Genomic DNA, 12,713 nt, shown 5'->3' with positions numbered 1-12,713 from the left:
AACGCGGCGAACGAAATTCCGACCCACGAACTCCCCATCCCCGGAATCGCCGCCGCACTCATCGTCTTCGCTGCCGCGACCGCGGGATTCCGCCACTACACCCGCCCCCGGGGCCGACACCGCGGCTGACCAGCCGGGAGCTCCGGCGTCGGCGGCACTCGCGCCGCTTTCACGCCTGTGGCGTGCCCGTCAGTGACATCAGTCGATGGCAGGGCGCTGATAGCGGAGCAGGACCACGCCGTTGCGGAAGGCCCGGGTGTCTGTCAGGCGGAGGTTCAGCCGCACGTCAGGCGCCTGGAACAAGGGGGTGCCCTGGCCGAGCACGACCGGGTGGACGTAGAGCCAGTACTCATCGATCAGGTCATGCCGCATGAACTCCGCGGCGAGTTTGGCTCCGCCGATCGCCAGATCGCCGCCTGGCTGCGCCTTCAGTTCCAGGACCTCCTGGGGAACCACCTCGCGCACTATGGTCGAGTTCCAGTCGGCCCGCTCCAGCGTCCGCGAATACACGATCTTGGGCATCTCCCGCCAGATTCGCGAGAACTCCACCATGGGCGCGCTGGCGGCAGGGTCCTGATCGGCGGTCGGCCAGAACTCGGCCATCAACTCATACGTGACCCGGCCGTCGAGAAAGGCGCCCATCGCCCCCAGCTGCTCGTTGAAGAAACGGTGCAGCTCATCATCGACCAGATGCCAGTCGATCTCATGATTCGGCCCCTCGAAGAACCCATCGAGCGACACCGACATCATAAGGATGATCTTCCTCATCCTGCCTCCCATCACCGCCGTAACGGAGCCTCTTCCCAGCGAAGGCCGGATCAAAGGCCAAGAAAGCCCCCGCACCTGAGGCCCGCCCTTGATCGCACACCCGTACGAGGAACGAGCGTCAGCTTGCCAGGAGCCACCGACAATTCTGAGACGGCCTTCGGCGGGCCGGTGGGTTTCGGTGCTGTGGTCACACTGTGGGTTCGTTGGGATACCATCCGCAGGTATCGGAGGTCGAGTGATGATTCCGGCTGGGACAGGTCCCCGCACGCCGAGCGCCACCCGTGTACATGACGCCCTGCTCGGGGGTAAGGAGAACTTCGAGGTCGATCGTGCGGTCGCCGAGCGGCTCGCGCAGATCCTGCCGGATATCGGCAGAGTGGCACAAAGCAACCAGGAGTTCGTCGGACGAGCCCTTCGCCACCTCCATCGCGCGGGGATCCGGCAGTTCCTCGACGTCTCGTCGGGGGCAGGGCTGGCGGCGGTGCGTGCCACCCACGACACGCTTCGCGCGATCGACCCCGGGATCCGAGTGGCATATGTGGACACCGACCCCATGGTTCTCGCCCACGCCCGGCTTCTGGTGGACGAGGCTGGCACCCCGCAACGCGAGACCACCGCCCTGATTCATGCGGACATGCGCCATCCCGAACTCGTGCTGGGCCACCCGGAGGTACGCACCCTGCTCGACCTCACCCGCCCCGTGGGCCTCCTAGCCGTCGGAATTCTGCACCTATATCCAGACAGCGACGACCCCCATGGCATCGTCCGCGGCTACATGGACAAACTCGCCCCCGGCAGCCACCTGGTCGCCACCAACATGCACGCCTCCGGCGAGGCGACCTCGATCGCCCTCCAGCAGGCCTTCCAACTCGCCGTCGGCACAGGTTGGTTCCGCACCCGAGAAGCGATCGAACAATTCTTCGACGGCTTGGACCTGGTCGAACCCGGCGTCGTGCACCTCCCCGGCTGGCGCCCCGACAACCCACACGACCTGGAACCCTGGGAACGCATCGTCCTCGGCGGCGTCGCTCGCAAACGCTGAAGCTCACGAACGATAAACGGAAGCTCCGGCGCATCCGCCCCGATTGCACGCCTGTGTGGCGTCACCGGAAGATGACGCCAACGCTGCACTTGCTGTTGTCCGAGTCTCCGGCGAGGTATTCCGAGATGCACTTCTCGTTGATGACGTTGGACACGCCGGGAAGGGCCACGGCGGCTTCCAAGGTAGGGGTCCAGTCGGTGTCCTCTTTCATCTTCAAACGGAACGACTCGGGCATGTCAGTGGGTTCCACGATCTGGGCCAGCGTGCTGTTGGCTTGATGCTCGACGAATAGCTCATAAGTGGTCTGCTGGTCCCGGAAGGTGATCGACTCGACCTGCGGCATCGCGCGAAGCGCCTGCTCGATGGCGGCGATCTGCTGCGGCGTGGCCCCATGGCTACCCGAGCACGAGCGGAACGGGGATTGCGCCTCGCAGATATAGACAGCGATCTCCGGATCTTCCGGGCCCAGCACGCGACTGGGAGACATGCCCATCACCCCCATCGCGACCAGCTGACTGTCCCGATCGGTGGGCCGCAGGAGGGTGGCCGCCCCCACGGCCAGGGGCAGGACGATCATCGCCACCACGAGCAGCCGCGTATGGACTTGCACGCGGGACCCCTGCGGCGGCGCCAGCGCCCGCAGCGTCACGGGCTGGACCGTATCGCCCGCTTCGGTCAGCGCCGCACGCAACCGGACTTCCACCTGATCGTTCATGCCTTTCCTCCCTCTCCCAGCACCCGGCCGAGCGCGGCCAGCCCCCGTGCGATCGTGGACCGCGCCGTACTGGCGCCGATCCCCATGGTCTCCGCGATCTCCAGATCGGAAAGTTCCAGGTAGTAGCGCAAGATCAGCGCCTCCCGCTGCCGCCGCGGCAGCCCCCGCAACGCCACGAGCACCTCCCGCCGATCCTCACCCACCAGCGCGGCACTCTCCGCCGACCAGACCGGCGGCTCGTACGGCACCGCCCGCCGGACGGCCGTAACCCGCCTGCGCAGCACAGATCTGCACCCATTGAGTACGGCAGATCTGACATAGGCCAGCGCCCTGTCCGGATCCCGTAATCGTTTCCGCCCGGCATGCGTCCGCGCGAACGCCTCCTGCACCACGTCCTCGGCCGTGGCTCGATCGCCGACCATCATCAGCGCCAGCCGTACCAGCCCGAGCTGGTGCGCGGCGAAGATCGCGGCCACATCCACCGACGCCCGGACGCCAGGCTCCCCGATGGAGAGCAGTTCGACTTCCATATCTCAGAGACGCGCCCGGGCCGCGAATGCTGCTCGCGTCGCTGATTCAGCTCTTGCGGCGGCGGTTGCTCTTCAGGGCGCCGGAGACGCGTTTGAGGATTCTGTCCCAGTCGGAGCCGAAGGGATTGTCGGAGACCAGGTACGTCCACGTGGCTGTCGGGCGTTTCAGGCCTTGTTCGGAGAGGGGCTGGTCAGGGGCGTACGTGTCGAAGCTGCTGGTTGAGCGGCGTTCGATTTCCTGGAGGAGTTTGCGGTAGGCGGGGATGGCTTCGCGGTTGAACTCGTCGATCGGGTTGAGGCGGCCGAGGGCGCGCAGGTGGATGCCCTCGCGGAGGTCGGCGAGGAAACCGAGGTGTTCGGTCCAGCACTGGTCGAGGTGGAACAGGACGATCTGGCGGGCGGCCTCGGCGATCTCGGCTTCCGAGCTGAGGGCGACCAGTTCGGCGTACCGTTCGGGGCGGGCTTCGGCCAGGGCTTCCGCGCCCGCCTCGCCGTAGAGGATCTTGTCGCGGTGTTCCAGGATCTGGCGGCGCTGCTGTTCCAGGACGCGGGTGTAGCGCCAGGTGTTGCGGTGGATCTCGACGTTGACGCCTTCGGCGACGCGCTGCGCGTGGCCGATCAGGTAGGTGGCGTGGGTGTCGAGGATCCGGCGATCCTTGCCGGGGGCGGGCAACGCCTCGTCAGGGGCGTACGCGGTGAGGAGGTGGTCCTCGCCGCTGACGAAGAAGACCGAGGCGCCGGGGTCGCCCTGGCGGCCGGAGCGGCCGCGGAGCTGGTCGTCGAGGCGGCTGCTGGTGTGGCGGCCGGTGCCGATCACGAGCAGGCCGCCGAGGTCGGCGACGCCGTCGGAGCCGAGGCGGATGTCGGTGCCGCGGCCGGCCATCTGGGTGGAGACGGTGATCGCGCCGCGTTCGCCGGCGCGGGCGATGATGGCGGCTTCCTCGGCGTCGTTCTTCGCGTTCAGGACGACGGGGGACAGGCCGCGCTCGCGGAGATGCGCGTCGAGTTCCTCGGATTCGGCCACGTCCAGGGTGCCGATCAGGATCGGGCGGCCGGTGGCGTGCTGGGCGACGATCTCCTCGACGAGCGCGATGTCCTTGTCGATCGCGGTCGCGTAGACGCGGTCGGGTTCGTCGACGCGGATACACGGCTTGTTGGGGGGGACGACGGCCACTTTGAGGTCATAGAACTCGCGGAGGTTGTCGCCGACCGCGACGGCGGTGCCGGTCATTCCGCAAATAGTGGGATAGCGGGTGAGCAGGCCCTGGATGGTGATCGAGTCGAGGATTTCCCCGGTTTCTGAAGGGGAGAGCTTCTCCTTCGCCTCGACGGCGGCCTGCAGTCCGTCGGGCCAGCGCTGGAGTTGCGCGACGCGGCCGCGGGAGGCGTTGATCAGGTGGACCCGGCCGTCCCTGACGATGTAATCGACGTCGCGGGTGAGCAGGGCGTGGGCGTGCAGGGCCAGATTGACTTCGGTGACCGTGGTCGCGTGGTCGTACAGCGAGATGCCCAGGGCTTTTTCTACCGTGTCGGTGCCTTTGGCGGTGAGGTGGACGGCGCGGCCCTCGTCGTCGATCTCGTAGTGGTAGCCGCGGGACAGCCGCCGTACCAGCGCGGCCATCTCGGGGACGGCGGCGCCGGGGTCGGCGGCGCCGGCCAGCACCAGCGGGACCCGGGCCTCGTCGACGAGGACCGAGTCGGCTTCGTCGACCAGGGCGACTTGCGGCACTGGTTGCACGAGTTCGGCGGGGTCTGTACGCATCCGGTCGCGCAGCAGGTCGAAGCCGATCTCGCTGACCGCCGCGTACGTGATGTCCTTCGCGTAGGCGGCGCGGCGTTCCTCCGGCGTGGACGTCTCGGAGATCCAGCCGACGGTCAGGCCGAGCGCGGTGTAGAACGGCTCCATCCACTCGGCGTCGCGGCGGGCCAGGTAGTCGTTGACGGAGATCGTGTGCACGCCCTGCCCGCGCAGCGCGTAACCGGCGGCGGCCAGCGCGCCCGCCAGGGTCTTGCCCTCACCGGTGCCCATCTCCACGACATGCCCGGCGAGCAGGCCGAGCGTGCCGATGAGCTGCACGTCATAGGGGCGCTCGCCGATCGTGCGGTGGGCGACCTCGCGGACGGCCGCACAGAACGTGGCCTCGTCGAGCGCGGCTTCGCGGAGCTCTTCGAAGGACAATTCGCGCATCCGGGGCTCGTGCTCCGCGGCCCCGACGGCGACGCGCTGGAAGCGCGCGAGATCAACGCTTCCCGGTTTCTCCAGGAAACGCCTGATCAACTGAGGTAGAGAGGCCACGCCCGCTCCAACGAGCCGCACGAGTAGTCGGTTCCAGTCGTAAAGCCCTGGAAGATCCGATGCTAGCCGCAAGGTGGCTCTTGCGCTTTGACTGGTTATCCAGTCAGTCTATTGAGCATGAACGAGATTGCCGCACAGCTGGGCCAGGTGGGCCTGCCGGAGCCGGTGTCCGCGCTGGCGGCGCGGCGCTGGGACACGATCGTGGTCGGGGGCGGACATAACGGGCTGACCTGCGCGGCGTACCTGGCTCGGGCGGGGCAGTCGGTGCTGGTTCTGGAGGCGAGGGAACGTCTGGGCGGGGCCGCCACGCTGGAGCGTCCGTTTCCGGATCAGCGGTTTGTGATCAGTCCGTGCGCCTATGTGATCGGGCTGCTGGATGAGACGGTCATCCGGGAGCTGGATCTGCATCGGCGTGGGCTGGAGGTCTATCTCGCGGATCCGCAGTTGTGGATTCCGTTCGATGACGGCACCGCGTTCGCGCAGTGGATGGATCATGAGCGGACCGAGGCGGGGTTGCGGTCCTTGGGCGTGTCGCCTAAGGACATCGCTGGGTATTTCGCTTATGAAGAGATGTTTGATCAGATGCGGATCAAGCTCAGGAAGGGGCGGCGGGACTCCTGGGCGGGGGAGTCGCCGTCCCGGGATGAGCTGGAGGAGATGCTGGGCGGGGACGCGTACATGATTGATGTGCTGTTCCGGGCCTCCATAGAGGAGGTGCTCAGTGAGTACGTGTCCGACACTCGGCTCAGGGATGCGCTTTACGGGCAGGGCATCATCGGGACGTGGGCGGGGCCGAAGGATCCTGGCACGGCTGCTGTCAAGCTCATGCACTTCATCGGTGAGGTTGAGGGGCATGGTGCGGCCTGGGGATATGTCAAGGGTGGGATGGGGATGGTCAGTTTCGCCATCGCCGATGCCGCTCGGGAGGCGGGGGCTGTGCTCGCGGCTGGGGTGCCGGTGGGGGAGGTGCTGCCGGGCGAAGGGGTACGGCTCGACGATGGGACCTTCATCGCGGCGCGGGCGGTGGTCAGCAATGCTGATCCGAAGCGGCTGATGACCATGGTGGGGGATGTTCCTGCGGATTACCGGCGTCGGATCGATGAGTGGGATATCCGTAGTCCTGTCGTGAAATTCAATGCCGCTCTGGATCGGCTGCCGTCGTGGAACGCGGCGCCGGGGGAGACGTTCATGGCGCGGGGGGTGGTTGATGTGATCTCCACGCTGGATGAGGCGCAGGTCGCTTTTGAGCGGTGTGCGGCGGGGGAGCCGGCGGTTGGGTTCGGGGAGATTTACTTCCAGACGTCGCATGATCCTTCGCCGGCGCCTGAGGGGAAGCATCTGGTGAGTGTTTTCGGGCAGTACGCGCCGTATGGGATGGACTGGGGGGCGCGTCGGGGGGAGGTGGCGCGGCAGTTCATCGAGTTGATCGGGCGGTATGCGCCTGATTTTGAGGATTGTCTGATCAGTTATGAGGTGTTGGGGGCGCCTGACATCGAGGAGCGGGTGGGGTTGACCGGGGGGCACATCTTTCAGGGGGAGGTGCGGCCGGATCAGATGTGGGAGAACCGGCTTACGCCGCGTACGCCGATTCCGGGGGTTTATCTGTGTGGGGCGGCTACGCATCCTGGGGGGAGTGTGATCGCGTTGAATGGGAAGAACGCGGCGATGGCTGTGATAGCTGACATGAGCTGACAGGTATCTGCGGGATGCTCGGGTCATGACAACGATCGCGTCGCTGATAGCGGTGACCATCGACTGTGCTGAGCCGAAGAGGCTGGCGGAGTTTTACTCGAAGGTCACGGGGTTCGAGGTGCAGTATGCCGAGGAGGAGTATGCGGGGATAGGGGATGGGACGATGAACATCTTCTTCCAGCGCGTACCTGAGCGGAAGGCTCCTAGCTGGCCGGGGCCGGACAAGCAGTTCCATCTGGACTTTCGGGTTCCCGATGTGGATAAGGCTGTGGAGGAGTATCTGGCGTTGGGGGCTACCAAGCCGGAGTTCCAGGCGGGGGCGGGGTGGGTGACGCTCGCGGATCCGGAGGGGCATTTGTTTGATGTGTGCCCGCCGAGGGAGTGATGGGGGTTTCTGGTGGCTTAGGGCCGTAGCGGGTGGGCAGGGCGGACACTCCGGCCGACCGTGATAGTGGGCCTCTCGTTAGCCGCTGGTCAGCGGCCATCGCGGGCGCGGTGGTCTCTGGCACGGTCTTATGTCGGCCTACGTGTCCGCCCTGCCCACCCGCAGGGTGGCCCGCCGTACTTCGCAGCGGTTCTTAGGGGCAGAACGCTTGTGCTGGCTGAAGGGCGGAGTTGAGGGCCCGAGGCACTCTCTGGAGGAGGGCGAAGGTCCCGTTAGGCTCCTGTTGGAACGATCGCCTGGCTACCATGCGTATCGACCCGTAACGTGATGGTGAGTGTTCTCGAAAGGCTGCGACTGTCCCTTTAGGCAGGAGAGGGACTTGCCATCGGGGAAGTTCTTTGGTGAGCGGGACGTCTTGGCTGGATGAGCGGGGGGTGAGGGTATATGAGTGTCGCGTATGACGATCGGGACCACTCGTATAACCATGGGCCCTACACGATCGCCGACCTTGATCGGATGCCTCAGGACGAGCGATATGAGCTCGTCAACGGATGGATTCTGTGGTCACCCTGGCCCAGCATCCGGCATGACCATGTGGTCCGTGCGCTTCGCTCCTTCTTTGAGCGGGCAATCGCCAATGTCGATGCCGACTTCTACGTCAGCGGGCCTCTTGATGTGTTCACGGTCGCGGGTATCCGAGTTCCCGACGTTGGCATCGTGGACGGAGCTGCCGCGCGCCTGTCCATTCAGCGCGAGGAGCGAGCCCATCAAGGGCTGGATGTCCGGCTGGTCGTGGAGGTCATCTCTCGCGACAGCGGGAGTGAGCGTACCGGTCGGTACGAGAAGCCCAGCGAGTATGCCGCCAGCGGGATCTCGCACTACTGGATCGTGGATCTGGAACCGAAGGTCAGCATCACGCTCTACAGCCTTTTGCCTGCCCACGGCGTTTACCGGCGGGTGGATCGGGTGTTCGCCGGGACCGTGCTGAAGGTCGACGACCCGTTGCCGATCGAGTTCGATCCCGGGGTTCTGCTCGATCTCGGCTGATCCCCGGGTGGGTGATTTCCCGGGAGGGTGGGGCGAAGCCGGAGTGGGCGGGTGGAGCCCTGGAGTGGGTAATCGCCTGGGAGGGCGGGCAGTCCTCTCGGAGGCTGGGGGTGAGACACCCTTTGTTCTGTGCGGTGGGGCGCTGGCTGGTGATGTGGTCGTGGGTGCGCTGTGTTAGTGACGGCGGACGCGTCGGCGGATGTCAGGGTGTTGGCGGTTTTGATTCCCCAGTACGTCGGCAGGGGTGATGATTGGGGTTATGGCGTTGCCCACGGCGTTTACGAAGTTGGTCGGGGTGGAGCATCCGATTGCGCTGGCGCCCATGGGTGGGTCGGCGGGGGGTGCGCTGACGGCGGCGGTCTCTCGTGGCGGGGGGCTCGGGCTGCTGGGTGGCGGTAATGGGGATCGAGAGTGGCTGGCCCGCGAGTTGCCCATCGTCGCGGAGGGCACCGCGAAGCCGTGGGGCGTCGGGTTCCTGAGCTGGGCGATCGATGTTGGTGCGGTGGAGCGGGTGCTGGAGCACAATCCGCGGGCGGTGATGTTGTCCTTCGGTGACCCGCGGCCGTTTGCTGGACGTATCCGCGACGCGGGGGTGGCGCTGGTCATCCAGGTCACCGATTTGGAGGAGGCTCGGCAGGCGGTGGACGTGGGTGCCGATGTCATCGTGGCGCAGGGGACAGAAAGTGGTGGGCATGGTGCCCGGCGCGGGCGATCCACACTGCCGTTCGTGCCGGTCGTGGTGGATTTGGTGGCACCGGTTCCGGTGCTGGCGGCCGGCGGGATCGCCGACGGGCGTGGCGTCGCCGCGGCCCTGGCACTTGGCGCCGCCGGGGCCCTCGTCGGCACCCGCTTCCAGGCCACGGCTGAGTCTCTCGTCGACCCCTCGACCATCAAGGCGATCATCGAGGGACGTGGGGTGGACACCGAGCGCAATAGCGTGCTGGATATCGCCCGGGGCTCGCGGTGGCCGTCGAAATACACCGCCCGCACCCTCGGCCACCCCTACCTTGACCAATGGCGCGGCCGGGAAGCGGAACTGGCCGCTGACCCTCAGGCCAAACGGGCCTATCAGGATGCCGTGGCACGAGGCGATCTGCCGCCGCTGCCGGTCTGGGCAGGCGAAGCCGTTGATCTCATCACCGACCTGCCATCCGCAACCGATCTGGTCGCCACCCTGGCCGCGCAGGCCGAGGACGCCCTAGCGCGAGCAGGAAGGCGCTGACCGGAACCATCCGCCAGGAGCGGTCACGCGGGCGGGCGCTCTGGTCGACTGTGATGGTGGGCCGTGTCGTGATCGAGGTGAGCAGCCTGACTTGATTGGTTGGGCTGGGGTGCTTGTGGTGGTTTGGGGGTTTTTGGGCAAGGATAGGGTTAGATCGGGTCAGGGGAAGGATGTCTGGGGCACCGTACTTTGTCCCTAAGCTAAACGGGTGACCCTCGACTCTTTAAGCTTTGGCCGGTGCCCGTGACCTGGGTGGGGATAACGATCGCGTTGGCCGGGGCGCTTGGATACGCGCTTGGTGCTGCTTTGCAGCAGTATGAGGCGGTTGCCCTGGGGGCCACGTTGCGGCTGATGAGCCGGACGCGGTGGTGGATCGGTGGAGTTATCGGCTTCACGGGGGCGTGTCTGCACGCGGTGGCGTTGAGTTTCGCGCCGCTCATCGTAATTCAGCCGATCAGTGTGGCCACCTTGGTGTTCGCGGTGCCGTTGGCCGCTTGGCTGCATGGTCGTCGGCCGCATCGGGCAGAGATCACCGGTTCGGTGGCGGTGGCGGTGGGGTTGCTGGGGTTGATGCTGCTGATTCCTTCACATGATGTGAAGCCGTCGCTGTCCAATGGGGCGGCTATTGGGCTGATCGTGGTGGTCGGGGTGTTCACCGGGATCTGTTTCACGGTCGCGCGGTTCTTGAGCGGGGCCGGGAAGGCGCTGGCCATGGCGGTTGGGGCGGGGTCGGTTACGGCTACCGTGTCGACGTTCGTGCGGGTTGTGGGGGGTGGGTTGAGTGGGGATATGGCCCGCCTGCTGCACTGGTTCACGGTGGTCATTCCGGTACTGCTGATTTGTGCGGTGGTTTTGCTGCAGAAGTCTTACGCGGTGGGATATTTCGGGATCGCGTATGCCGGAGTGCAGATCGTTGACCCGATCACGTCGATCATGGCGGGGGCGCTTCTGCTGGGAGAGCCGGTTCCTACTGGTGTTGGGCAAGTGATTCCGGCGATTATCGCGAGCGTGTTGCTGGTCGGGGGGACGATCACTCTCAGCCGCCTGACACCTGATCATTCCCATCCGACGCCCGCTCCGGAGCCCGCGCCTGTCGGGTGACGGTAGTTCGATTCACTTCGATCAAGTTCCGCCCGGCCCGTGCTGTCAATGGGCGAGGATTCCGTTGAGGAATTCTGCGAAAGCGGCCTTCAAATCGCTCAGCGACGGAGTCGTACCCGCTCCTACTACCGCGTCGAAGAGCATGCCTTCTCCGAAGGCGACGACCTGGCACCCGTGGCGTACGGGATCGGAGGAGCCCGCGGCGGTCAGGAGGGCGATCGCGGGGTCGCGGAAGCGGCGGCCGATTTCGTCGTAGACCTTGCGGAGTTCGGGGCGGCGGGTGGCTTCCAGGGCCAGTTCGTAGCGGGCGATGGCGTGGTTTCTGTCGACGGTGATGGCCTGGTGCACGGATTCGGCCATCGCGTCGGCCAGGCCGGCGAGCAGGTCGGGGCCGGGTGGGGCGGCGCGGTGGATCTGGGCGGCGAGCTGGGCTTCTTCCAGTTCGGCGAGGCGAGCCAGGGCCAGCTCCAGGAGTGCCGCGCGCGTGCGGGCGAGGTTGGACGTCGAGCCGGAGGGGAGATCGGCTGATTCGTCGACCGCTCGATGGGTGAGGCCGCGCATGCCGCGTTCGGCCAGGATCGTGATGGCCGTGTCCCCGATGAGTGCCGCGCGTGCTGTCGTCATTCCGCTGATACTACATCTGTAGTACAGTCGAACTACAGATGTAGTGGAGGATGCGATGGGGCACGTGGTAGTGGTCGGGGCGGGAATCGGCGGGCTGACGGCGGCGGCTGCCTTTCAGCGGAGGGGTTGGGAGGTGACGGTGCTGGAACGCGCGCCGTCGATCGAGCCGGTGGGGTCCGGGCTCGCGATGGCTCCTAACGCATTGCGCGCGCTGGACACGATCGAAGTCGGCGATCAGGTACGGAAACTCGCCGCGATGCAGGGGCAAGCCGGGATCAGGCGGGCAGACGGCCACTGGCTCTCCCGAACCAGCGCGGAAGCCGCCAACGCGAGGTACGGCGATCCGACCGTTCTCCTGCTTCGCTCCGCACTGGTCGAGCTCCTGGCGGGACGCCTCACCGAGGGGACGATTCGCCTGAACACCGCGGTCTCCACGATTTCCGGAACTCCCGACCGGCCGGTTGTGGTGACCTCCAGTGGAGAAGAGCTGCCGGCCGATCTGGTGGTGGCGGCTGACGGGATTCACTCGGCGACTCGCGCGCAGCTGTTTCCCGAGCATCCCGGGCCGGTCTATGCCGGAGTCACCAGTTGGCGGCTGCTCGCCGCCGGCAGCGGTCTGAGCGCGTCCGAATCCTGGGGTGGTCCCGGGCTCGTCTTCGGCGTCATGCCGCTGGTCGACGATCAGGTCTACTGCTACGCCACCGCGGCCGTCCCCGCAGGTCGGAAGGCCGAAGGCGGCGAGCTGGGCGAGCTGACCCGGCTGTTCCAGGGCTGGCACGATCCGATCCCGAAGCTCTTGTCTGAAGCCGATCCCGGCAAGGTGTTAAGGCACGATATTTACTCATTGGAGCAGCCGCTCCCGGCTTTCCACCGAGGCCGGATCGCCCTGCTTGGCGACGCGGCCCACGCGATGACACCCAACCTCGGCCAAGGCGCCTGCCAGGCCATCGAGGACGCGATCGTCCTCGCCCACCTGGCCGACCTGAACCGCCTGGAAGGCCTTGACGCCTATTCGGCTGCCCGGCTCCCTCGTACGACGCCCATCGTCGCCCGATCCAGAACAATTTGCCGAATTACCTCATGGCGTAATCCGGTGGCCGTAGCCGCCAGGAACACCATGATCTCCCTACTCGGAAAGCTCGGCCCCACCGCGGCCCTCCGCCAGATGGACCCCATTTTCGGCTGGCAACCACCACGAGATTAGGCCCCGGCGCCCTGCGCAGGGGTTGTCTCGTATGGGTCGATGACGGGGTCGGGCGGAGCCCGAAAGAAACAAAGGGGAGGGTGGGTG

The 12,713-nt window shown here is 66.3% G+C and carries 12 protein-coding genes; 7 read left to right on the top strand and 5 right to left on the bottom strand.

Features of this window, described 5'->3' with window-relative positions:
• Positions 1–198 precede the first annotated feature (198 nt).
• Positions 199–768 carry a dihydrofolate reductase family protein gene (locus Amac_RS38805; RefSeq protein WP_155359414.1) on the bottom strand — a complete coding sequence of 190 codons (570 nt, stop codon included), beginning with the start codon at positions 766–768 and terminating at the stop codon, positions 199–201.
• Between the two features lie 238 nt (positions 769–1,006).
• Here Amac_RS38805 and Amac_RS38800 point away from each other — a divergent pair, with 238 nt between their 5' ends.
• Positions 1,007–1,810 (top strand): SAM-dependent methyltransferase, encoded by an 804-nt coding sequence (locus Amac_RS38800; RefSeq protein WP_155359467.1) that lies wholly within the window; start codon positions 1,007–1,009, stop codon positions 1,808–1,810.
• Positions 1,811–1,871: 61 nt separating this feature from the next.
• On the opposite strand, the gene Amac_RS38795 is transcribed toward Amac_RS38800, so the two are convergent.
• From Amac_RS38795 to secA2, 3 genes are read right to left on the bottom strand one after another with little or no spacing between them, the layout of a single operon-like run.
• Positions 1,872–2,525, bottom strand: a complete 654-nt coding sequence (locus tag Amac_RS38795; RefSeq protein ID WP_155359413.1) for a permease-like cell division protein FtsX — start codon at positions 2,523–2,525, stop codon at positions 1,872–1,874.
• Positions 2,522–3,055, bottom strand: a complete 534-nt coding sequence (locus tag Amac_RS38790; RefSeq protein ID WP_155359412.1) for a SigE family RNA polymerase sigma factor — start codon at positions 3,053–3,055, stop codon at positions 2,522–2,524. Before Amac_RS38790 ends, Amac_RS38795 begins: the two co-directional genes overlap by 4 nt.
• A gap of 46 nt (positions 3,056–3,101) precedes the next feature.
• Entirely contained in the window at positions 3,102–5,351 is a 2,250-nt protein-coding gene (gene secA2 / locus Amac_RS38785; protein WP_155359411.1) for an accessory Sec system translocase SecA2, read from the bottom strand.
• 87 nt (positions 5,352–5,438) lie between these two features.
• Here secA2 and Amac_RS38780 point away from each other — a divergent pair, with 87 nt between their 5' ends.
• From Amac_RS38780 to Amac_RS38760, 5 genes are all read left to right on the top strand, one after another.
• Positions 5,439–7,043 (top strand): phytoene desaturase family protein, encoded by a 1,605-nt coding sequence (locus Amac_RS38780; RefSeq protein ID WP_218041554.1) that lies wholly within the window; start codon positions 5,439–5,441, stop codon positions 7,041–7,043.
• A gap of 25 nt (positions 7,044–7,068) precedes the next feature.
• Positions 7,069–7,428, top strand: coding sequence for a VOC family protein (locus Amac_RS38775; protein WP_155359410.1), 360 nt, complete (start codon positions 7,069–7,071; stop codon positions 7,426–7,428).
• A gap of 444 nt (positions 7,429–7,872) precedes the next feature.
• Positions 7,873–8,475, top strand: a complete 603-nt coding sequence (locus Amac_RS38770; protein ID WP_155359409.1) for a Uma2 family endonuclease — start codon at positions 7,873–7,875, stop codon at positions 8,473–8,475.
• Between the two features lie 247 nt (positions 8,476–8,722).
• Positions 8,723–9,697 carry an NAD(P)H-dependent flavin oxidoreductase gene (locus Amac_RS38765; protein WP_307729816.1) on the top strand — a complete coding sequence of 325 codons (975 nt, stop codon included), beginning with the start codon at positions 8,723–8,725 and terminating at the stop codon, positions 9,695–9,697.
• A gap of 237 nt (positions 9,698–9,934) precedes the next feature.
• A complete protein-coding gene (locus tag Amac_RS38760) occupies positions 9,935–10,798 on the top strand; it encodes a DMT family transporter (protein ID WP_246268997.1) in 864 nt (287 codons plus the stop codon).
• 45 nt (positions 10,799–10,843) lie between these two features.
• Here Amac_RS38760 and Amac_RS38755 read toward each other — a convergent pair whose 3' ends face one another.
• Positions 10,844–11,422, bottom strand: coding sequence for a TetR/AcrR family transcriptional regulator (locus Amac_RS38755; RefSeq protein WP_155359407.1), 579 nt, complete (start codon positions 11,420–11,422; stop codon positions 10,844–10,846).
• A gap of 55 nt (positions 11,423–11,477) precedes the next feature.
• Here Amac_RS38755 and Amac_RS38750 point away from each other — a divergent pair, with 55 nt between their 5' ends.
• The gene (locus Amac_RS38750; protein WP_155359406.1) at positions 11,478–12,626 is read left to right on the top strand and encodes an FAD-dependent oxidoreductase; all 1,149 of its coding nucleotides are present in this window, start codon (positions 11,478–11,480) and stop codon (positions 12,624–12,626) included.
• Positions 12,627–12,713: the final 87 nt, after the last annotated feature.

The sequence above is a fragment of the Acrocarpospora macrocephala genome (assembly GCF_009687865.1).
In the GTDB taxonomy this organism is placed as follows: domain Bacteria; phylum Actinomycetota; class Actinomycetes; order Streptosporangiales; family Streptosporangiaceae; genus Acrocarpospora; species Acrocarpospora macrocephala.
The sequence above is the reverse complement of the archived record's forward strand: the minus strand, read 5'-3'. Positions and strand labels throughout refer to the sequence as shown.